The organism is Ruminococcus sp. RTP21204st1_B2_RTP21204_210225, from assembly GCF_040914135.1.
GTDB classification, from domain to species: Bacteria; Bacillota; Clostridia; order Oscillospirales; family Ruminococcaceae; genus Hominimerdicola; species Hominimerdicola aceti.
This window is the reverse complement of sequence record NZ_JBCPGA010000010.1, coordinates 55,049-78,325: the sequence shown is the minus strand read 5'-3', so window position 1 is coordinate 78,325 and position 23,277 is coordinate 55,049. Positions and strand designations below refer to the sequence as shown.

Sequence of the window (23,277 nt, the reverse complement as noted above, 5' to 3'; positions counted from 1 at the left end):
TATACCACAAAAAAGACTGCTTTCCTACCCTTTTAAGGGTGGTTGCAGTCTTTTTTTATTGCGCGTTTTTTTACAGCCCCTTTATTTATCAGTTATAACCGCAGGCAAGCCGTTTTTCAAACTCAGCCGCAGGCAGAGGCTTGTCAAACACAAAGCCCTGAACAGCGTCACAGCCAACTTCTCTGAGATAGTCAAGCTGCTGCTCAGTTTCAACTCCCTCGGCGATAGTTTCCTTGCCAAGCTTTTTAACCATTTTTATAATGTAATAGAACATTATAAGATCTTTATCCTTGCCCTCATAATCCTTTTCAAGAGGAATAAAGGACTTGTCTATCTTTATTACCTGCAGATCAACGTTCTTTATCATATTGAGCGATGAAAAGCCAGTACCAAAATCGTCCATAGATGTGACGATACCATTAGCTCTCAGACCATTCACGATCTCTGTGATAAGCTCAAAATTCTGATAATCCTCGCTTTCAGTAAGCTCTATTTCTATAAGCTGGTGATCAAGCTCATATTTGTCGATCAAGGCAACTATATTGCCTATCATATTTTTTTCTTCCAGGTGCTTCCTCGAAAAATTCACTGATATTCTCAAGGGTTCAAAACCCATATCTATGCGTTTTCTCAGCCATTTGCAAACTTCTTCAAGCACATAGTAGTCAAGCTTTATTATGCTTCCGTCATTCGTAAGAAGCGGAACAAACTCCACCGGTGCTGATAACCTTCCCTTTCTATGCCAACGTACAAGGGCTTCTGCACCAAATATCTCCTTGGTTTCGATGCGTACCTTTGGCTGATAATACACCTCGAACTCACCTGCCATAAGCCCAGCCATGAAGTTTGACAGCACTCCCTGAATTTTCATCAGTTCTTGTTTTATATTTTCGGAATACTCCATTACATGGCCTGCACCAATTCGTCTTGCAGCAGCATATGCAATGCTTGCACGAGCCATTACTTCTCTTGGATATCTTATACCTACAGTTGACGAATATCCGATGGTTGCACTAAAAATAAAATCCTTTGATACTTTGCCATCGTCATACCTTATGTTCATAAAGCTGAGCATATCAATATATTCTCTGAGCGATTCTTTCTTTACAAGCATAACGAAATTATCGCCGCCAAGTCTTGTGATCATCTCACCATCTGAAAGATTTCGGTATATAGTCTTTGTATAATTACGCAAAACAACGTCGCCCTGTTCGTAATTTAATACCTTATTTACATATTTGAAGTTATGTATATTGAAAAAGATTATACTGAAATCCTCTATCCTGTTTTGCGCTATAAGCATACCGGCGTGATTTATCAAAGCGTCTAAAGTTGCTGCACCTGTTTCGATATCCGTTTTTATAACATGAGTAACAAGCTCCTGCATAATTACCCTGTTAAATTGGATAAAAACAGTGTTTGCGATTATCTCTACGATATTCCTTTGCTCGTTATCAAAACCATTGGAATTACCAGAATAAAAGGTCACTGTTATAAATCCGCCTTCAAACAAAGGAAAACTTGCCTCAAAAGGCTCGTTTTCCACGTCCTTCTCTCTGTCATAAAGCACCATGAGCATATCTGCACCATCCTCACAAAGCTTTGTTGCAGGCATTTTCACTGCAAGCTCCGCTCTGACGATGTCAAGCTTGTCTGCCACAGCAGCCACAGCACTTTTCACCTTGGCACTGCATTCGTCCATATTCTCCGAATCTTCATATATCGTTCGGAAGAAAAGCATCAAATCATTATCAAAATTCATTTTTATCCCCACTAATTTTTTATTCAATGATCACGTTCAGGAAAACGTTTTCAAAAATACCTGTACTTACCTTATCTCATTTTACTACTTTTTATAAAAAAAGTCAAGCAAGCATAGCAAAACGCCGTCCTTTTCCGACGGCGTTTTATCGTCTTAGTAGCTATAGCTGCTCTCACCTACAAACTCCCTTGCAAGGGAATTTACAGGCACACTTTCGAGCATCACCGGCTCTATCTCCTCAAGGGCTTTTAGCATAGGCAAAAAGCGTTCAAAATCCTTATAGCTCCTGCTCTCACGTCGCAGTGTATCCAAAAGATAGTTCTTATACAAGGCAGGCTCATAAGCGTGAAAAGTATCCACTGAAAACTCAGCCCTGTGCTTGTATGGCATTATATACTTGTTCTCGCCAGCCTCAACGCTGTCGAACATATCTAGTGTTTCCGCTGCACTTCTGCCACGGAAAAATCCGTCCCTTATAAGTCTGCGCATAAGCCTGATATAGCAAGGATGCAGAAGCTCACCGTCTTTCAATTCAAGTCTGCTTCTTACACTGACGTACATACATCTTGCATAATCCCCAGCCGCACCTGTGACCTCCGGGTTAAGGGCATGGATACCCTCAAAAACAACTATGTCGTTTTTGTTTCGTCTGAGTTTTTCTCCATCACGCCTGCATTGTTCTGAAAATTCAAACTTCGGCAGAACGACTTCCTCACCGCTGTTTATCTTTTCCATATGCTCATAAAGAAGCTTTCGGTCTATTCTGTCAGGAGATTCATAGTCAGGCTTGCCGTCCTCTCCTATAACAGCGGTGAAGTTATCCGCTGGAAGAAAATAATCGTCCATAGAGATAGTGTGGGTGTGTATCCCCCTGCTGTCAAGTATTTCCTCTATTTTCAACGCTGTTGTGGTCTTGCCCGCCCCTGACGGACCTGCAAGAAGAAGTATCGGCTTTTCGTTATGCTGCTCCTCGATGCTGTCTGCAATGGCAACGAGCTTTTCATTATATTTTCTGTCGCACTCTTCAACAAAAAGCTTTTCGTCATCTCTGACCTTTCTGTTTATAGCACTGACGTGTATCTTTTTCATTGTGTGGTTTGTTCCTTTCGTATGCGTCAGGCAACACCACACATAAAGCGTGCAGTGTTGCCCTGTATCTCATATTATATGTGCAGCAAAAGCTAATCGTTCCACTTCGCACAGATATTATTTATGGTATCAGTGAGCTTTGCAAGGTCTTTATTCGTAAGACCTGAGCTTTTGTTTACCAAAGCCGTCAGCCTGTCAAGAGCGCTGAGCAGACGCTGATAGTTAGGCGACGCACCTGTCTTCTTGACTATCTTTATAGGGGTCGTGTTTTTGAACTCGCCGCTTATAAGGTCAAGCTCCGCACCGCTGTATGGTGCAAAGGCGTTAAGTCCGAAATCGTTACGCAAATGCTCCTTATACGCCTCGGCAACTGAATCCTCGCCGTGGTTGACAAAGACTTTCTTAGGCGGCTTTTCATAGCTTTTTATCCACCTGTCCAGACCGTCAACGTCAGCATGACCGCTCACGCCTGGAAGCACCAGTATCTCAGCCCTGACAACGATTTCCTCACCGAAAAGCTTTGCAGTTTTTGCACCCTCCACAAGACTTCTTCCAAGGGTATTCATAGCCTGATAGCCCACAAAAAGTATGGTGTTTTCAGGTTTCCACAAATTGTGCTTGAGATGGTGTTTTATTCTGCCTGCCTCGCACATACCACTTGCGGAAATTATTATCTTAGGTGTGTCGATAAAGTTTATGGCTCTTGACTCGTCACTTGTGACAGCAATATTAAGTCCGCTGAAAGTGATAGGATTTATGCCCTTGTTCACATAGGACATTGCTTCTTCATCGAAACAGGAATTTTTGTTCTTATTGAATATCTGTGTGGCTTCGATAGCAAGTGGAGAATCCACATACACAGGAAAATCCCCATGACCCGTCACCATATTCTCCGCCTTTATATGCCTTATAAAATACAGCAGTTCCTGAGTTCTGCCCACTGCAAAGGACGGTATAACAAGGTTTCCTCCCCTATCAAATGTCTTTTGAATGACCTCTGCAAGACTCTTTGCATAGTCCTTCGGCTTATCATGGCGACGGTTACCGTATGTGGACTCCATTACAACATAATCTGCCTCCGTTATATACTGCGGATCTCTGATAAGAGGCTGGTCAAGGTTTCCTATATCTCCCGAAAATACGATCTTACGTTCTTCACCGTTCTCTGTGAGCCATATCTCGATGCTTGATGAGCCAAGCAAGTGACCTGCGTCGATAAAGCGTACCTTTATGCCCTCGGATATCTCCGTCACCTCACTGTATGGGTGTGGGCAAAGGCAGGCAATAGCCGCCTCTGCGTCTGCCATAGTATAGAGTGGCGACACCTCGCCTGTACCCTTACGTTTGCCCTTTCTGCTTCTCCACTCTGCTTCAAACTCCTGAATGTGAGCCGAGTCCCTGAGCATTATCTCACACAGATTGCAGGTCGCCTCAGTTGCGTGTATCTGTCCAGCAAAGCCGCCTGCCGCCAACAGTGGAAGCAGACCTGAATGATCTATATGAGCATGAGTCAGCAATACAAAATCTATATTTCCAGGAGGACAAGGTATCTTCGCATTTTCAAAATAGTCAACACCCTGCTCCATTCCGAAATCCACCAGAAATCTCTTTCCGCAGGCTTCTATATATGTACAGCTTCCCGTTACCTCATGTGTTGCACCGATAAAATTAAGTTTCATTGCCCTTATCCCCTCGTTTCGTTCATATTCTGTGACAGTATCTATATCACACTTACATTATAGCACATTCCCAGTGTGATTTCAAGCATTTTGCATAAAAATATTTGATTATCGGCAATTATTTTGTAAAGTCTGAAAGAACGTCAAGTAATAATGAGGTAAGGAACAGCATATAGATTACTACAGAAAAATTTAATGGGGTGTGAACAATGAATGGATCCGAAAAGGAACGATGTGTGCTGCTTGGAGAATATGTTGCGGCACACAGAGCCACGGTACGCTGTGCGGCAAAGGAATTTGGCATAAGCAAATCCACAGTACATAAGGATCTGACAGAACGTCTGCCGAAAATCTCTCCTCAGCTTTTCAAAAGCGTAAAAGAGGTCCTTGAGGAAAACAAACGTGAAAGACATATAAGAGGCGGAATAGCGACCAAGCATAAATATGAACAGCAGTTCAAAAAGGCTGTAAAATGAAAAAAGGACGGTTTGAGCCGTCCTTTTTATGTTATCAGAATTTTCTTGCTTCCGCCCTCTTAGAAATAAGATCTTTCCATGCAGAGGGGTGGAAAAGTATCAGCAGAGGGAAAAGCTCCAATCTGCCTGCAAGCATATCGAACATGAAAACGAACTTTGAAAAAACAGAGAAGTTTGAAAAGTTGCCTGTTGGACCTACCTCCGCAAGACCAGGTCCCATGTTATTGATGGTTGTCAGCACAGCAGTAAAGTTTGTTACAAGATCTTTACCATCAAATGCCACCATAAAAACTGATGAAGCAAAAATTATCACGAATGTTACGATATAAACATTTATAGAACGCACTATCTCATGCTCAACAGGTTTGCCGTCAAGGTTTACCTTGCGTATGCTCTTTGGGTGTATATAGGAGTGAAGCTCCTTTATCATTGTCTTGAAAAGCACGATCACTCTTGATACCTTTATACCTCCGCCCGTACTGCCTGCGCAAGCTCCTATGAACATTATAAGTACAAGCACCGTCCGGCATATCTGAGGCCACAGATTAAAGTCAGTGCTTGAAAAGCCCGTACTTGTAATGAGCGACGCCACCTGAAATACTGATTTTGTAAGTGCGTCAAAAATGCTGACACAGCGGTCGAGGATATTTGCGAATATTATAGCTGTGGCAATGAGGATTATAGCAAAATAGCACCGTACTTCCTCCATTTTGAATGCCTTTTTAAAGTGCCTGTATATAATATAATAGTATGCGTTAAAATTCACGCCAAACAGTATCATGAAAATGGCGACCACCCACTGCAAATATGGCGAATAGCTTCCTAAGCTGTCGTTCTTGACTCCAAAACCACCCGTGCCTGCCGTTCCAACGGCTGTACAAATACTGTCAAACACAGGCATTTTGCCGATAATAAGGAAAATAAATTCCAATATGGTCATGCCAAAATAGATTATATAAAGTATCCTTGCGGTATATTTCATCTTTGGAACAAGCTTGCCCACTGATGGTCCAGGGCTTTCCGCCCTCATAAGATTTATATTTGAGCCACCGCTCAGCGGTATGATAGCAAGCAGGAAAACTAAAACTCCCATACCGCCTATCCAGTGCGTGAAGCTTCGCCAAAAAAGTGCAGTATGAGAAAGCGCCTCAACATTGGTAAGGATCGAAGCACCAGTTGTTGTAAAGCCGGAAACTGTTTCAAACATAGCATCAGTGAAGCTTGGTATCTCTCCGCTTATCCAAAAAGGCATACACCCAACAAGGCTCATAACTATCCAGCTCAAAGATGTTGCTATACAACCTTCTTTGAGATAAAACACATAGTTTTTAGGCTTTTTCCAAGCCATTACCATGCCAAAAGCAAGGCACACAATGGCTGTTCCAAGATAATAAAGTCCCACGCCTTCCCCGTAAACCAGCGACACTATGCAAGGCAGCAGCAAAAAGCAGGCTTCCATTCGCATAACGTTTCCTAAAATATATCGAATGATCGAGCTGTTCATATTTCCTCCGCTATTTCATAATATCAGTGATATCGTTAAATCCCGTATGAGTAGTGACGACCATTACAGTGTCGCCCCTCTCTATAGTATCCTGACCGCTCGGGATAATGATCTTGCCGTTTCGGTTTATGAACGCCACAAGCAAATGTCTTTTTAAATCAAGAGCCTGAAGCGGTGTACCTGTGACCTCTGACTCCTGATCTACCTTGAACTCGATAGCTTCTACTCTATGATCGAACAAATGATACAGCGTTTCGATATTGCTATCTCCCGATTCGTTCTTCGCACGGACGTAGGCTATTATCGCCTCAGAGGTGATATATCTTGGATATACTACGCTTCCAAGGTCCAGTCTGCTTATAACGTCCTTGAAGTTTATCCTGTTTATTTTTGTGATAGTCTTAGCATTTGACACCTGTCTGGCGTGAAGAGTGAGCAAGATATTTTCTTCGTCTATTCCCGTGAGAGCCACAAATGACTCTGCATACTCTATGCCCTCTTCCTTCAGAAGTTCCTCGTCAGTGCCATCACCGTTTATTATTATCGCCTTTGGCAAAAGCACGCTGAGATCCTCACAGCGCTGTCTGTCATTTTCGATTATCTTGACGTTGATCCCCATGCCAATAAGACGTTTTGCAAGATAATAAGCCGCCTTGCCACCGCCTATTATCATTGTGTTCTTCACCTGATTTGTCTTCACACTGATATCCTCAAAGAATGTTCTTGAAAAATTTCTTTGGGTGCAAAATAAGATAACATCATTCTTTTTCATTGTGAAATCGCCAGATGGAATATATATTTCCCCTTCTCTCTCAACAACACATATAAGCAGGTTTGTTGCCGTTTTACGGCTAAGCTCAGCGATCGTAGTGCCGACAAGAGGATTGCCCTCAGGTATCTTATACTTTATAAGCTCAGCCTGACCATTCGCAAAGGTGTTTACCTCAAGAGCTGTTGGCAGACAAAGTATTCTTGACGCTTCTCTTGAAGCCTCAAGCTCAGGATTTATGACCATTGCAAGACCAAGCTTATCTCTTAGATAGACTATCTCCTTGCTGTAATCAGGTGTTCTTACTCTTGCTATAGCTGAACACTTCGCTACTCTCTTGGCAAGTGTACAACAAAGCAAATTAAGCTCATCAGACTCTGTGACAGCAATTATAAGGTCGGCGTTCTCTATGCCGGCGTCCTGCTGAACGCTAAAGCTTGCGCCGTTTCCTACGATGCCCATAATGTCATAAAGACTACTGAGTTCCTGTATCTTCTTTGCATTCTTGTCGACTATCGTGATATCGTGACCCTCTTTCACAAGCTGTTCAACAAGGGTCGTGCCTACTTTTCCGCAGCCCACAATAATAATATTCAAACCGCCTGCAGGCTTCTTTTGTTTACTCATATTTTTCCTCCAACCGAATGACATACTGCCATTCACAGCAGTTCTCTGCACTTCTTCTCTTCATTAAACAGAGCCTATTTATAAAAGCGTATAATTCCATATCATATAATGTATCACTATGCTGTTAATAATATGTTAAAGTATAGTAAAGATATTAATAAAATTTGCGACGATTGCCTAACTTATTTTTCCATATTAGCGATTTTCAAAAAAAAGTTATAAAAAAAGCACAAAAAAACTGTGCCGCCGATACATACCGACAGCACAGCTCAATTAAGAAAGAATGATTTGGAAGAATTACTCTACATTTTTGAGTGCCTCATCAAGAGGTACTTTCTTTACACGTCTTGTAAGAATAAATGCTATCACCGCATATGAAACGATACCGAGCAACGGCACTTCAACAAATATTTTTGCTGGCACATAATATGGCATCCAGCCTGAATACTGAGCGAAAGCAACTTTGAATATATACTTCAAAGTGACATTTACTATAGGAACAGTCAGCAGCATTGAGGCTATAACGACTATGGTCGTAGTCGTTATATAAAGGCTGTTTATTTCCCTGTTGTTGTAACCCAGTATCTTTGTCATAGAAATAGACTGGCTGTTCTTTTCTATTATGACCTTTGAAAGAAGATAAACAATTAGCATGAACATTATAACACCCGCTGTCGCAAACATACTTATCATAGAACCCATAGACAGTATAAGCTGTCGTGATGTTTTTGTCAGGTCGTCTTTCGTTATAGTTGTCGCAATATACAGATCGTCTATGTCCTTTATCTTTGTATTGGAGAAATAACCGTTAAAATACCCGTCCTCAAGTTCAAAGGTCTTTATGAAGTCGCTGTCTGTCAGATAAACTGCTATAGTTGCAGGATCGTCATAGATACCCTCTACCTTAAAATTGTATTTTTTATCTCCGTAAGACTCTTTCAGCGTCACTTCATCGCCGACCTCTATGTTATACTTCTGAGAATAACCATCAGAGATAAACGCTCCGCCGTCTTTTATATCTGCATGAACGAACTTGCTGTTTTCTTTAACTCCGTAAATTGTTGCCGTTTCCTCTTTGAGCTTGTCATCGACAGTTTTAAGAGAGCCTGAACAGTATTTCTCTACACCCTCTGTTTTAGTTTCAACAGGCATTTTCAGTACATACTGATATTTGCTTATCATATTATCTTCTATTATATCCTGATAATGAAGAAGCATAGGCTTCATGCCAAGGCCAAAGAAGATGATAACATTGGCAAAAAGAATGCCAACAAACACTGTAATATAGTTAGGAATGTTCTGGAAGATGACTCTAAGTCTGAAACGCTTTAATATGCCTATCCTTGTGTTGAGCTTAAAAGCCTTTTTCTTCTGACGCTTTTTTAGATCTCGCCTTAAGAATTTAAGCGGTGAAAGACTTAGTTTATTTACAAGCATTACAAGGTTTATTACGAAAAGTATTATAAGAGGAACTACTGTCGTCTTTATAAACGCATCTGCGTTCCAGATCGTTTTGTATGTTGGCAGACTGTAGCTTTCATAGTACGCTTTGACCGCAAATTCCTTAAAGCAGGTGTAACCCAATATGTTGCCTACAATGGCAGATACAAGCACGACTATCATAGGCGTTGCAAGATAATGTCTTACAAGCTCGCCCTTGGTGTAGCCTGAGGCTCTGAGCGTACCTATAACGTTTGCTTCTTTTGCAATAGTGTTTCCCGTTGTTATAGCAAAAACAAATGCGATTATGACCATAACAAGATAAAGAAAAACTGTTATCATGGTGTTATCGCCCTCGATATCGTCGCCTGTAAAATGTATCGCCTGATTTGAGTATTCCGGAATAAACTGAGTGAGCATTGAGATTCCATTTATATGCTTCATGACCTTCTCAGCCATATCCTGAGCTTCCTCGTCGTCTGCCGGGGTTTTATCATATTTCCATGAGTAGCTGTAGTGAAGATCAGCCTCACCATAATCGTCAAAAAGCGTATCGGTAACGATAGCAACACCGAACTTCAAAGCGTCAAACATCATATCAGACGGATTAGAATACAGTGCGCTGTAATCTGAAAGTGCAACAAGACCTGTTATCTTAAGCTTCTTGTCACCGACCGTCAGGCTGTCTCCAACTTTAAGCTTGTTATTGTCAGCATACATTCTGTCAATAGCGATCTCGTCATCAGCAGAAGGAAGCTCACCGTCCATTATACATATCCTGTCGATATCCTTACGATTTTTGAAAAGCCTGATAGTGCTGTCAACTTCTTTTGTTTCTTTGTCAAGATAAAAATTTTCGTATACCTTTATCTTCTCCTCACCGTCCTCTATCTTCTTGATAGCATCATCATCGGCTTTTTGAAGAAGTTCAAAATTTCCGCTTTCGATATTGTATTTCTCAAAGCTTTCGTCATAAGCGACAGACATACTGCCTGCCGCAACAAGAAAGCCTGATACTATGCCTATCATCATTGTGATGAACAAAAATAGAACGATGTATTTTCCTATTTCGCCCTTAAGCTCTCTGGGCAAACGCTTGATAAGAGGGTTTTTCATGCTGACCCTCCTTACCAATCAAGCTCTTCGGCTGTGAGCTTAGTTTCATTAAGATAATTCTTTCTTATCATACCATCTCTAAGCTTTACAACTCTGTCAGCCATTTGCTTGATAGCGTCATTATGCGTTACCATTATGATAGTGTTGCCATACTTCTTGTTTACGTCCTCTATAAGCTTCAATATCTCCTTGGAGGTATTGTAGTCAAGCGCACCTGTAGGCTCGTCGCAAAGCAGGATATCAGGGTTCTTGACGATGGCTCTGCCAATAGCAGTTCTCTGCTGCTGACCACCCGAAAGCTGATTAGGAAGCTTGTGACGATGCTCGTAAAGCCCAAGTGTTTTAAGCAGGTCGTCAACGTCAAGAGGGTTGTCGCTAAGATATGCGCCTACCTCGATATTCTCCTTGATATTCAGGTTAGGTATAAGGTTGTACATCTGGAAGATATAACCCAAGTGCTTTCTTCTGTAAAGGGTCAATGCCTTTTCGTTCATGTCGGCTGTTTTTTCGCCGTTTATTGAGATATACCCCTCGTCAGCGGCGTCAATTCCCCCTATAATGTTCAGAAGTGTTGATTTACCTGAGCCTGACGGTCCGAGAAGCACGCAGAACTCTCCTTTTTCTATTTCGATATCAATGCCCTTAAGCACTTCGACTCTGCTCTCGCCCTCGCCAAAATGCTTTTTTATGTTCTTTATTTCAAGAAACACCTTCATTCCCCTTTCTAACTATTTATTTTAATAATGTATCTTTGCCGTTTTTAAACGTCATATTATACATATTTGTATGCCATAACTTACTTCACATTGTGGTTAATTACAACTAACCGATATATCTGATAAATCCCGCCGAAAAAGGCGGGATCTAACCATATAAATATTACTGATTTAGCCGTTTGTCGTGCTTTGCAAAGCAAAGCTTACAAGCTTGTCGAGAGCGTCATCAGATATCTGAGAAACAATAGCCACCGAGTCATTCTCGGCATTTTTTCTCTCAACGCCCACACGGTTTTCAAGAAAATCCTGAAGTATCACACTTGGAGTATAAAGCTCATTGGCTGCCTTTATGCCCTCAGATGTCAGTGTGATCTCACGGTAAGGCTCTTTGATTATATAGCCCTCGTCTATAAGCTTCTGAGTCATCTTGACGGTGCTTGCCTTTGTCACGCCCAGAACAGAAGCTACCTCTGTGGACTTGACAGGTCTGCCGTTCTGACCCAGTCTGTATATGGCAAATAAATACCTTTTCTGTGATTTAGTCAGCATTCAGATGACCTCCCCGAAGTTTATTACTGTTTTATCATAATCTGTGACAGCGAGAAGAATTTGGACAACAGCCGCAGCTGCCACCGCAAGAGCTTTTGCCCTGCTTCTTATCCTTTACGAGCTTGTAAATTATAGCTGCCACGATAGCAGCAAGAATCACTGCAACCAGAATCGTACCGCCTACTGTGTCCATAATTATCCTCCCAACTGTTTATGCAAGATCAGTGATGATATTTGCTTTTTATTATGTGTTTGCGCCTACCTTAACGTCCTTTTCAAGCTTTGTGCTTTCCTTATAAGGTCTAACGAGCATATAGATGATAAGAGCGATAAGAGCTATTGCAAAGATAAGACCGATAACATTCACATTACCAGTGAAGAGGTTGCCAAGCTGATTTACGATAAGTGCGATAACATAAGCAAAACCACACTCGTAGCCAATAGCGAACCAGAACCACTTTCTGCTGTTCATCTCACGCTTGATAGCTCCCATTGCTGCGAAGCAAGGTGCGCAGAGGAGGTTGAAGATAAGGAATGACATACCTGTGATGCCAGTGAATGCAGCACCGATAGCAGAGTAAACTGAACCATCTCCGCCGCCGTAAAGGATACCCATTGTACCAACGATGTTCTCCTTAGCAACAAGACCTGTAACAGCTGCAACAGTTGCCTGCCAGTTGCCCCAGCCAAGAGGTGCGAAGATCCAGCAGATAGCCTTACCGATATGAGCCAGAATACTGTATTCCATCTGGTCTTCTGTGAGCATACCGAACGAACCGTCTACCCAGCCGAAGTATGAAGTGAACCATACAAAGATAGTTGACAGTGTGATGATAGTACCAGCCTTCTTGATGAATGACCAGCCACGCTCCCACATTGATCTGAGTACGTTGCCTACTGTAGGGATATGGTAAGCAGGAAGCTCCATAACGAATGGTGCAGGATCTCCTGCGAACATCTTTGTCTTTTTCAGCATGATACCTGAAATGATGATAGCTGCGATACCGATGAAGTATGCTCCTGTTGCTACCCAAGCAGAGCCACCGAAGATAGCGCCTGCGATCATTGCAATAAATGGTGTCTTAGCACCGCAAGGAATAAATGTTGTTGTCATGACAGTCATACGTCTGTCACGCTCGTTCTCGATAGTTCTTGAAGCCATGATACCAGGTATACCGCAACCTGTACCGATAAGGATCGGAATAAATGACTTTCCTGAAAGACCGAACTTTCTGAAGATCCTGTCCATTACGAATGCGATACGAGCCATGTAACCGCAAGCCTCAAGGATAGCAAGGAGAATGAAGAGTACAAGCATCTGTGGAACGAATCCGAGCACCGCACCAACACCGGCAACGATACCGTCAAGGATAAGACCCTTGAGCCAATCTGCGCAGTTTACTGCGTCAAGACCTCTTTCGATAAGTACAGGGATACCAGGTACCCATACGCCGTAATCCGCTGGGTCTGGATCAGCGAAGCTGTATTTCTCAGCGGCTGCAACTGCAGCTTTCAGATCAGCATAATTAGCTGTTTTTGTTGTTTCTTCAAGTGTTTCCTCGTCCTCTACTGTATAATCAGCAGTTGCGGACTTATCTACTGTAGCAAGCAGGTTGTCTGCTGTTGCCTTAGCAGCGGCAACATCAAAGTCATCAGCTTCGTTGTCGATAGCCTCGCCGCCCTGCTGCTCGATAAATGCGTTGATTATGTCAAGCGAGCTGCCATATTCGTCAGCAGCGTCCTCAGCGTCAGATGAACCGATACCGAACAGATGCCAACCGTCACCAAAGAGTCCGTCGTTTGCCCAGTCAGTTGCGGCAGAACCTACTGTTACCATTGAGATATAGTAAACAAGGAACATAACCACTGCAAAGATAGGAAGACCGAGCCAACGGTTCGTTACGACCTTATCTATCTTATCTGATGTTGTAAGACCACCCTGATTTTTCTTTTTATAGCAATCCTTGATTATTGAAGCTATGTAAATGTATCTCTCGTTTGTGATGATACTCTCCGAGTCGTCGTCCATTTCTTTTTCAGCAGCGCAGATATCCTTTTCGATATGGGTCTTTACCTGCTCAGACATACCGAGCTGTTCGATGACCTTCTCATCTCTCTCGAATATCTTTATAGCGTACCATCTCTGCTGTTCTTCAGCAACATCATTGAGAAATGCTTCCTCAATATGAGCGATAGCGTGTTCAACAACGCCGTTGAATGAATGCTGAGGTACCATTGGAACTTTTGACTCAGCAGCCTTTACTGCTAGCTCAGCAGCTTCCTTGATACCGGTGCCTTTAAGTGCTGATATCTCGCAGACCTGACAGCCAAGCTCCTTAGCAAGCTGATCTGTATTTATCTTGTCGCCGTTCTTTTTAACAACGTCCATCATGTTGATAGCAACAACAACAGGGATACCAAGCTCAACAAGCTGTGTTGTAAGATAAAGGTTTCTTTCGAGGTTTGTACCGTCGATGATATTGAGGATAGCGTCCGGACGCTCGCTTATAAGATAGTTTCTTGCAACTACTTCCTCAAGTGTGTAAGGTGAAAGAGAATAGATACCAGGAAGGTCCATGATAACTACGTCCTTATGACCCTTGAGCTTACCCTCTTTCTTTTCAACTGTTACGCCCGGCCAGTTACCTACGAACTGGTTTGAACCTGTAAGAGCGTTGAAAAGAGTTGTTTTACCGCAGTTAGGGTTACCTGCGAGAGCAATTTTGATCTCCATACAATTTGATCCTTTCAGAATTTCGGCACTCTAATATATCCTCATCTTCTAAGTACACATCAGCTCTGCCGATGAAATTTTTTGCTGTTTGCCTGAACTATGTATCAGACCGTTTCGATCATCTCAGCGTCAGCTTTCCTGAGCGAAAGCTCATAGCCTCTGACCGTTACTTCAATAGGGTCACCCAAAGGCGCAACCTTTCTTACATGGACTTCAACACCCTTTGTGATGCCCATATCCATGATTCTTCTCTTTACAGCACCAGTGCCGTTGAGCTTCTTCACGGTAACTGTTGAACCAATCTTAGCTTCTTTCAATGTTGCCATAACCTGATCCTCCTAACTATACAAAATATCTTCAAACATATTTATCATGGCTTAACCGCCAAATGTTTCCTATACCATTATCTTCGCAGCCATTTCCTTTGAAACAGCTACTCTTGATTCTTTGACCTTAACGATAACGTTTCCTCCGATAGTGCTTACTACCGTTACCGTTCCACCTGCGACAAAACCCAGATTTTCAAGAAACTTTCTTGTTTCAGGTTTTCCGCCTACTTTCTTTATCATGTTTTCTTCCCCTACGTTTGCAAATGTCAGCGGCATCATTCAGACCCTCCTGTTCTTCTGTCAGTATCAAAAGTTAGATTCATCTAACTTTTAGGCTTATTAAAAGGGTTAGCATTTTCTAACCCGTAATATAGTTTAGCACGGCTAACCGAATTTGTCAAGACTAAATGTGCCGTTTTTTCAATTTTGTAAGCTTGCACAAAAACATAAGTTAGTTAAGTATAACTTTAGTTAGTTTTTAATAACTCAATTACTGCACAAACGCAGACAGAAAAGCAAAACTGCCTTTTTCCGCCTGCGTTTGCAGTTTACATTATTACATTAGAGATATATGCTTACTTAGCAAGAGCCTCGCCCAAAGCCTTGCAGCTCGCGAGAGCGTCGTCGTCAGGAGTTTCGTTTACAATAAGTCCCTCGCCATTTACAAGTGTTGCACCGTCGCCCGTAACTCTGTCCTGCCACTGACGCATCCACTCGCCGTCACCCCAGCCGTATGAGCCGAAGAGTGCTACCTTCTTGCCTGAGAGCTTGCCCTCTATGCCTGCGAAAAATGGCTCGAACTCACTGTCCTCAAGCTCCTCCGCACCCATTGCAGGGCATCCAAGAGCTATTGCATCATAATCCTCAACATTGCCGCTGAACTCAGAAACTGCGAAGCACTCTGCGCCTGCACCCTCTGCAACTGCCTTTGCCATAGCCTCTGTGTTGCCTGTACCGCTCCAATAAATTACTGCTGTTTTCATTATGATTACCTCCTAAGAAATTTTCAGGGCTTGGTAAATGCTTTCGCCCTGAGCAAGTTTATTACACAGATAATTTCTGCACTTGTCATAATTGCTGAAAATACGTCTTGCTCTGTTTTCGTCAGAGTAGACTTTCCAATATCCGCAAAGAAGATAGTTTCTTCCCTTGTTCTGTATAAACCCTGTAACATCATCAACAGGATAGCCTAGAAACAGACCTATCTCATGAGGAAAATCCTCACTTGCGGATATTCTTCCAGACAGCCTTTCAAGCTGCTGTTCAAGGGTCATACGGCTGTCATAGCCAAAGCTTTCAAGAAGCTTTCTTACTCTGTTGTCTGCAAGTCTGTCAGATAAAAGTTTTTCGTTATAGAGAAAAAGCAGCTTTCTGCTTTTGCACTCGCAAAGCACTGTTAGCTTCATGCCCTTTGTATATGCCCTGCTGTTAAAAAGCTCGACATTCTCTTCAAGCCCGTCCTTGTTTTTTTCCATTGACATAAGACAGGCAGGCTTTATTCCAAGCATTGCAGGGGCAAGATGATAAGCCATGCTTTTTTCAAAATTTCTCAGCTCAGACTGTGACATAGTCCCTCCTTTGGTTAGAAATTCCTAACCTATACATATAGATCTATGCGTTTACAACGCCTTTAGTACAATATTTTTCAAGCACGTTCTTCAAAGCCGAACAGCTTGATGAATGGCATATAGCCACGGGAAAATCAAGTTTGCTTGCTCTTTGGTTAAGACCATTGAGCATTTTATGTGACACTGTATCAGTAAACACCACTGCCAGATCAGGACTGCCTATCTTCTTATCAAAACCTGTAGGATATTTGATGAACACCTTAGCCTTGCAATCATATGATTTGCAGATATCCTTATAGCGTGTTGCCATACGGTCATTTCCGCCTACTATTATAACGCTCATACTTTTCTTAACTCCTCCTTTTCATTAATTTAGGTTAGTATTTACTAACCATATTCATATTAGCATAAACTAACCCCGTTTGTCAAGGGAAACTTATGTCAGAAGTATAAACTTTTCATATGATAAAATATTCACGGCAAAAGCGAAGATACTATATATAATATGCGTTACATATCGCAGATTATGTTTGGTATTGTTTTGCAAAAAAAACGGCGAAGTGTCAAAAGACACAACGCCGTAAAAAACAAATATTATTTGCTTAAAAGCTCTGCGAATTGTTTCATGAATGCCTCGCAGACAGTGACAAAGCCGCTGCCATTATAAGTGATATTACCTTTTTCATCTATGTTTTTTCTTTATTAAAGACTATTAGTCCATAGCAGCCTTTATTGCAGCCATAAGCTCATCATATGTTTCATAAGCAGGAAGCTCAGGATATTCAGCCTTTATGCTGTCTGTGCTTCTGAAAAGGAAGCCTGCCTTGCTCGCCTGAATCATGCCAAGGTCATTGTGGCTGTCACCACTTGCGATAGTTTCAAAGCCGATAGACTGAAGAGCCTTTACAGTTGTGAGCTTTGACTTTTCACATCTCATCTTGAAGCCTGTTATCTCGCCGTTGTCAGCAACTTCAAGAGTGTTGCAGAAGATAGTAGGATAACCAAGCTTCTTCATAAGAGGACCTGCAAACTGTGAGAAAGTATCGCTGATGATTATTACCTGTGTGAAGCTTCTCAGCTCGTCAAGGAACTCCTTTGCGCCTGGCATTGGGTCGATAGTTGCGATAGTATCCTGAATTTCCTTAAGACCAAGACCATGCTCCTTAAGAATGTTGATACGGTATTTCATAAGCTTGTCATAGTCAGGCTCATCTCTTGTTGTTCTTTTAAGCTCAGGGATACCTGTAGCCTCAGCAAAAGCTATCCATATCTCAGGAACGAGAACTCCCTCAAGGTCAAGACAAGTGATATACATACTCATAATTATTTCCTCCTTAGAAATATACAAAAAAATTCGTAATTTGATTATACCATACTTTTTATAATAATACAAGAGTTTTGCTTTAAATCATTAAGGCAAAAATAATACAAAAAATCGTTGCCCATTGTAAAATTTCGCTGTTACCCCTTTCTGATACTTGACAATTTGTGTTATATATGTTATAACTAATACACATACTAATTTATAAATCATTATTAATAAATAATGAAAAGAGGTGATACATATTTCTACAAGAAAAGACGGTATCGAAACGAAAAAAAAGATACTCACTGTATGCGTCCAACTGTTTCTGGAACAGGGGTATAAACAGACAACTATCTCACAGATAGTGAAAAAAGCTGGCGTTGCAAGAGGAAGCTTTCAGAACTTATTCTCCACAAAAGACGCTATTCTAATGGAACTTGTGGGCACGATGTTCAGCGGACAATTTGGAGTGGCTAAGAACATTGTTGGTGATAATATGTCGCCGATATACACATATGCTGTGGAAACTGCCATACAGATAACCCTCACTGAGCTGAATGAAAATCTCCGAGAGATCTACATTGAAGCTTATACTATGCCTGAAACGGCTGAGTATATCTATGTCCACACTACGTCGGAACTGAAGCAGATATTCGGCTCGAATTTTCCGGGCTATACCGAAAGCGATTTCTATGAAATGGAAATCGGAACATCAGGAATAATGCGCAACTATATGGCAAGAAAATGCGATATCCATTTCCCACTTGACCACAAGCTTCGCCGTTTTCTGACGGCGGCAATGCGAGTGTATAAAGTACCAGAGGAAGAACAGGCAAAAGTGCTTGCATTTATCAGTTCGCTTGATATTAGAGCTATCGCCACAGAGGTCATGTATAAGCTGTTTGCAATGTTGGAAATGACATTCGATTTTAAACTTCCAAAAGATGATGAAGAGGGGGAAACAATATGAAAAAACGGTTATTGAGCATCATACTTACTCTATGTATGGTAATGTCCATTACGCCTTTGAACGCATTTGCGGTCACAGAATATGGCATATGGATAGGCGACGAACAGGTAACGTCTGATAAAACATGGAGCAAACAGGGCTGGAAATACGATATACAAAGCAAGACCCTGACGCTTCTTGGCTACAACATGGCGACTATAGGCAAACGTATAAACGGCAACAGCGAAAGGCCCAGCCGATTTGGTCTTATATACGTTGAAGGCGAACAAGATCTGAACATAAAGCTTGTCGGCAGCATTGATCTTGGTGACAGTCCGTTTTCAAGCCAAGCCGCAACAAAATACAATGAGAGCTACAGCGGAATTTACGCTCCTGACAGTAATATCACTATCATTGGCGACGGAACATTTTCAGCCGTAACACATGACGCAGCAATATACTGCTCAAATCTTACTATCGGCGACGGAACTGAACAAAATGCTACTAATGTATCGTGCGAAAGCTTCGGCGCTTGCATTATCGTAAAGTATAATATGATAGTTAATGACTACAGTACTGTTTGGGCTTGCGCAAACGGACCAACTGTGGGCATGAACGGCATTTATGTTGAGGGGTCGCTTTATGTAAACGGCACTAATACCACCGTAGAGGGTCGTGCTACATACAGACCTGTTAAGGGAGAGTGCACCAATTACACACACTACAGACCAAAAAATCTCACTTCAGGCGGATATTTCAACAATGCAGGTTCAACTATTGCAGGAATAATGGTATATGGAATTTTGACAGTTGACGGCAGTAAGGTCGAAGGTAACGTCTTTAAAGAGATATACAAACCACAAGAGTATGATTCAGAATACACCTCAGGCCTTGAAGCAGGCGGTATCGTAATAAAGAACAACGCCACAGTAGAAGGCAGAAACATTAATCCGTCCACGCCGGGATTCATGGAATATGGCGTACAAGTTCACCATTACGCCATAAAATTTTTAGGAAAAGGACGTGTCCGTGCCGGAACAGAGTATGTGGATTATGAAAGCGTCAATCGTGGTTTCCGTAAATCAGGCGGCAACGAAATAACAGTTTCGGGACGGCTGAAACTCTATGAAAGCGATACTTGTCCCGCTGACTTCAAGAAGTTTGCGCAGTATGGCTTCGGAGGGTATACAGAATATTATACAGAAAACATGGATGACATCTATATAAAAGATGATAATGGCCGTGGTAAAATGTCATATTTCAAGGATATGCATGATTATGAAACATTTTATTTAGCAAGCGGAATAGATCTAAAAGATATATATGAAATCGATCTGGACACCAACGTTCCATTTGATGTAAACATACTTTCAGGCGATATCAAAATGAACATAGATATCAAAAGCGGTTTTGAGCTTCCGAAGATCATTGTCTATGACGGCGCAACTTTAAAATTAAAGACCTCCCCTGATAAAACATATAATTTCACTTATCCTATCGAGCTGAAAGGCGGCACGATAGAATTTACAAACAGTGCGATCGTGCGAGGACTTAACATTGTAGGAGAGGGCAAGGTCATCATTGATAGCGGAAACTACTCTGGAACGCTTGGTGACAACGTAATCTTGCAGATATCAGGCGGAAGCGCTGACTTCAATGACAACGGCAAGGCTGTGGACGCAAAAGGAAACTCGGTACACAAGTACACCTATGTTGCAAGGGGTGCAGATGGCAATGAGTTTATAGGCAGTGCTAACACACGTCAGCCGCCATATGACGATTTTTATGGCTATAACCGCTCAGAAATATTCCATGACGGAAACAAGCTTCATCTCTGGCTCAAGTCACAGGATTCCATTTATGGCGTGAATGCTTTTAAAATAAAAGCTGACGGCACTCTTGAAGATGAGAACACCTATTTTAATCTGCGTTATGGAACGAATATCTTAGAGCATAGGATACCTTTTGATCCTATAACATTAAAATACTTTGTTGTGAAAAAGAACGACGTCGTTACGCTGAAAACAATGGAAAACGAGCCGTCCTCACTGCAAGACAGTGATATCCGAGTAGAATGGTACAGTGTTGAAAACGACAAGCGCACAAAAATAAATGCCCATGGCACAAGCATGTATGTGGGGCGTATGGGCAACAGTGACAATGGTACGCATTATCAGGCAGATGTATATTATTTAGGCTGGGATTCCAAGCTCAATCATTCATATACCTATGACGCATATATCTTCATTGACGAGCCGGTATTTACTGCTCCTGACAAATTCCACTTGGATAAAAAGGCAAAATTCGAGGTCACAAACAATACGCCAAATGGCGCAGTAAGGCTCAAATATCTATGGGAAGTGAGCAAGGACGGCGGAAAGACTTTCACCGCCATTGACGGAGAAACTTCTTCTGTTTACGAGCCTACTATAGAAAGCCAAATGAACGGCTGGCAGATAAGATGCAAAACATGGGTATCAACAGGAGACGGACAGAAAACTGAACCGACCGTTTTCGGCCCTGTTACGATAAACTTCTCCGAAAAAGCACCGGTCATAGTAAAGCACCCGCAAAGCGGTTCAACAAACGCTCCCAGCCAGCCTGCACCTGTTAAGCCTGGAGAAATAACTATCGTAATTGAACGTTACTATTTCTTCAATGTAGAAGCAACAGGCAGTGAACCGCTCCAATATCAGTGGCAGGAAAGCAGCGATAACGGAGAAACTTTCGTGGACATCCCATATACCAACGACAATTCACATTCATTAAAAATGCGAAAAGAAAACAACGGAAAGCTTGTGCGCTGTGTTGTATCAAATGAATACGGCTCTGTAGTTTCAAATGCGGCAAAGCTTACAATATATTATTCTCCTGAGTTTACAGCCTCACTCGGCAATAAGACCATAAACAGCGGAGAAAAGGCTACGTTCACACTTCCTATCGCTCAGGGAAATCCTTACGGAGCTGAGGTGATATGGCAGGTGAGCAAGGACGATGGAAAGACTTTTGCAGACGTTACCGAAGCTGACGGAACGTTCTCTCTTGATTCAAAAGTCGTGGACGGCAAAGAAAAATGGTCGACTACTTTCACCACCTGTGCAACGAACATAAGCTTTAACGGATATATGTACCGATGTACGGTCAAGAACGCTGAAAATGCGGACTATGTGGGTACTTGGGTATCTGAAAAAGCAACGCTTACAGTAATAAGAAACTGCGAAGTAGACGGACATATATTTGACGAGGGAACGATAATCTCCGAGCCAACTTGCATCGATAAGGGTGTGAAGAGGTTTAATTGCTCCGAATGTTCACAGTACAAAGATGAGCCTATAAACCCATTGGGACATGATTGGAAAGAAGCGACCTGCACAGCTCCAAAGACCTGCAAACGCTGTCAGGCTACTGAGGGCGAGCCTATCGAACACAACTTCGGCGATTATATATCCGATGAAAACGGACATTGGAAGCAGTGCAGTGAGTGCGGAACTGACAGCCAAAAGGAACTTCACTCCTACAAGTGGAATACGGAAGACGGCGAATATTGGCAGGAATGTACAATTTGCGGATATGAAACGAAAAAATCAACTATTTTGAAGATATCCATAAACGGAACTGACGAGACCTGTCCTTTAGGTGATTATGAATTTACATTTGCTCTGCCTGAGGGCTGTACTGACGTGACAGCAGGCTTCAGATTTGCAGGCGACGGTACGGAATTGGCGTTTACCGAAAAAGACGATCTTTACACCGCAAAGGTAAGTGCATCAGATCTTGAGAGCGGAACAATGACGGTTTACGCTTCGGCAAAACTCAAAGACGGTTTTGTCATCACAGGTGAAAAAGAAGTAACCGTGCTGAAAAACCATGTGGGCGGCACTGCGACTTGTACTGAAAAAGCAAAGTGCAAATTCTGTAATAAAGAATACGGCGACCTTGACCCGACAAATCATACAGGCAAACCTGTTTGGGACTTTGACAGCAAAGAACACGAGAAAAAATATGATTGCTGCGGCGAGGTGACTATCGAGAGAGAACCCCACGAATGGAACGCAGGCGAATGTACAGAGTGTGGATACAAGTGTACACATTCCGGCGGCAAGGCGACCTGCACAAAGAAAGCCACCTGCAATATCTGCGGCAGTGAATACGGCGATATCGACCCGAACAATCATGGAAAGCTCACACATATAGATAAAGTTGACGCAACACATGACAAAGAGGGAAATATCGAGTATTGGTACTGTGAAGAATGCGGCAAGTATTTTGGTGACAAAGGCGGCACAAAGGAGATACAAAAGGCAGACACTATTACAGATAAGCTGAAAGACACTCCAAGTGATGACAAAAAAGATAGCTCAAAGCCAGATAAGACGAAAGGCGATTCAAGCGAAATCAAGGCAGACAGCTCCACGGCTGATAAGCCTAAGAGCGAGCAGAAAAATCCACAGACCGGAAGCGGCAGTGGTATGAGCCTTTGGCTTGCAATGCTGTTGATAAGCGGCGGTGCGGCAATGGGAATAAAGAAAAAACACAAGAAATAACTGATCTCTTAACTGCACACAGCGGTTGTCTCAAACGGCAGCCGCTGTTTTTTGATCAGCATGACAAAAAATTTGTTACCCAAAGTTAAATTACCCCTTGACCTGTGGCGAAAATAGTAG

19 protein-coding genes are annotated in these 23,277 nt (G+C 42.2%); 3 read left to right on the top strand and 16 right to left on the bottom strand.

Annotated elements, in window-relative coordinates; genetic code table 11:
- Nucleotides 1–88: 88 nt before the first annotated feature.
- The 3 genes from AB5123_RS05855 to AB5123_RS05845 form a co-directional block, all read right to left on the bottom strand.
- A complete protein-coding gene (locus tag AB5123_RS05855; protein ID WP_117924284.1) occupies nt 89–1,762 on the bottom strand; it encodes a bifunctional diguanylate cyclase/phosphodiesterase in 1,674 nt (557 codons plus the stop codon).
- A gap of 153 nt (nt 1,763–1,915) precedes the next feature.
- Nucleotides 1,916–2,851, bottom strand: a complete 936-nt coding sequence (locus AB5123_RS05850; protein WP_046441601.1) for a uridine kinase — start codon at nt 2,849–2,851, stop codon at nt 1,916–1,918.
- 92 nt (nt 2,852–2,943) lie between these two features.
- Nucleotides 2,944–4,530, bottom strand: coding sequence for an MBL fold metallo-hydrolase RNA specificity domain-containing protein (locus AB5123_RS05845; protein WP_046441600.1), 1,587 nt, complete (start codon nt 4,528–4,530; stop codon nt 2,944–2,946).
- Nucleotides 4,531–4,739: 209 nt separating this feature from the next.
- Here AB5123_RS05845 and spoIIID point away from each other — a divergent pair, with 209 nt between their 5' ends.
- Nucleotides 4,740–5,006, top strand: coding sequence for a sporulation transcriptional regulator SpoIIID (gene spoIIID / locus AB5123_RS05840; protein ID WP_038671255.1), 267 nt, complete (start codon nt 4,740–4,742; stop codon nt 5,004–5,006).
- A 34-nt stretch (nt 5,007–5,040) separates the two neighbouring features.
- On the opposite strand, the gene AB5123_RS05835 is transcribed toward spoIIID, so the two are convergent.
- The 13 genes from AB5123_RS05835 to thrH form a co-directional block, all read right to left on the bottom strand.
- On the bottom strand, nt 5,041–6,510 hold the full coding sequence (locus AB5123_RS05835; RefSeq protein WP_117858599.1) for a TrkH family potassium uptake protein: 1,470 nt from the start codon (nt 6,508–6,510) through the stop codon (nt 5,041–5,043).
- Between the two features lie 10 nt (nt 6,511–6,520).
- Nucleotides 6,521–7,906, bottom strand: coding sequence for a Trk system potassium transporter TrkA (trkA, locus tag AB5123_RS05830; protein WP_337812427.1), 1,386 nt, complete (start codon nt 7,904–7,906; stop codon nt 6,521–6,523).
- A 297-nt stretch (nt 7,907–8,203) separates the two neighbouring features.
- Nucleotides 8,204–10,462 carry an ABC transporter permease gene (locus AB5123_RS05825; protein WP_302839606.1) on the bottom strand — a complete coding sequence of 753 codons (2,259 nt, stop codon included), beginning with the start codon at nt 10,460–10,462 and terminating at the stop codon, nt 8,204–8,206.
- An 11-nt stretch (nt 10,463–10,473) separates the two neighbouring features.
- Nucleotides 10,474–11,172: an ABC transporter ATP-binding protein gene (locus tag AB5123_RS05820; protein WP_046441596.1), complete on the bottom strand. Its 699-nt coding sequence runs from the start codon at nt 11,170–11,172 to the stop codon at nt 10,474–10,476.
- Between the two features lie 177 nt (nt 11,173–11,349).
- Nucleotides 11,350–11,727 carry a metal-dependent transcriptional regulator gene (locus tag AB5123_RS05815; protein WP_022288586.1) on the bottom strand — a complete coding sequence of 126 codons (378 nt, stop codon included), beginning with the start codon at nt 11,725–11,727 and terminating at the stop codon, nt 11,350–11,352.
- A gap of 34 nt (nt 11,728–11,761) precedes the next feature.
- Nucleotides 11,762–11,920 (bottom strand): FeoB-associated Cys-rich membrane protein, encoded by a 159-nt coding sequence (locus tag AB5123_RS05810; protein WP_138339051.1) that lies wholly within the window; start codon nt 11,918–11,920, stop codon nt 11,762–11,764.
- A gap of 51 nt (nt 11,921–11,971) precedes the next feature.
- Complete coding sequence (locus tag AB5123_RS05805; protein ID WP_337812426.1) at nt 11,972–14,461, bottom strand: ferrous iron transporter B; 2,490 nt, start codon at nt 14,459–14,461, stop codon at nt 11,972–11,974.
- 104 nt (nt 14,462–14,565) lie between these two features.
- Nucleotides 14,566–14,787: a ferrous iron transport protein A gene (locus AB5123_RS05800; protein WP_022288589.1), complete on the bottom strand. Its 222-nt coding sequence runs from the start codon at nt 14,785–14,787 to the stop codon at nt 14,566–14,568.
- A 69-nt stretch (nt 14,788–14,856) separates the two neighbouring features.
- A complete protein-coding gene (locus AB5123_RS05795) occupies nt 14,857–15,069 on the bottom strand; it encodes a FeoA family protein (RefSeq protein WP_022288590.1) in 213 nt (70 codons plus the stop codon).
- Between the two features lie 296 nt (nt 15,070–15,365).
- Nucleotides 15,366–15,773, bottom strand: a complete 408-nt coding sequence (locus AB5123_RS05790) for a flavodoxin (protein WP_117897679.1) — start codon at nt 15,771–15,773, stop codon at nt 15,366–15,368.
- A 12-nt stretch (nt 15,774–15,785) separates the two neighbouring features.
- Nucleotides 15,786–16,358 (bottom strand): DUF3793 family protein, encoded by a 573-nt coding sequence (locus AB5123_RS05785; RefSeq protein ID WP_038671240.1) that lies wholly within the window; start codon nt 16,356–16,358, stop codon nt 15,786–15,788.
- A gap of 43 nt (nt 16,359–16,401) precedes the next feature.
- Entirely contained in the window at nt 16,402–16,701 is a 300-nt protein-coding gene (locus AB5123_RS05780; protein ID WP_022288593.1) for a DUF2325 domain-containing protein, read from the bottom strand.
- Between the two features lie 369 nt (nt 16,702–17,070).
- Entirely contained in the window at nt 17,071–17,673 is a 603-nt protein-coding gene (gene thrH / locus AB5123_RS05775; protein WP_038673078.1) for a bifunctional phosphoserine phosphatase/homoserine phosphotransferase ThrH, read from the bottom strand.
- A gap of 241 nt (nt 17,674–17,914) precedes the next feature.
- Between thrH and AB5123_RS05770 the strand changes: the two genes are divergently transcribed.
- Both AB5123_RS05770 and AB5123_RS05765 read left to right on the top strand, forming a co-directional pair.
- Entirely contained in the window at nt 17,915–18,634 is a 720-nt protein-coding gene (locus AB5123_RS05770) for a TetR/AcrR family transcriptional regulator (protein WP_368364608.1), read from the top strand.
- On the top strand, nt 18,631–23,157 hold the full coding sequence (locus AB5123_RS05765) for an NPXTG-anchored protein (RefSeq protein ID WP_368364607.1): 4,527 nt from the start codon (nt 18,631–18,633) through the stop codon (nt 23,155–23,157). The genes AB5123_RS05770 and AB5123_RS05765 overlap by 4 nt, the downstream gene beginning before the upstream one ends.
- Nucleotides 23,158–23,277: the final 120 nt, after the last annotated feature.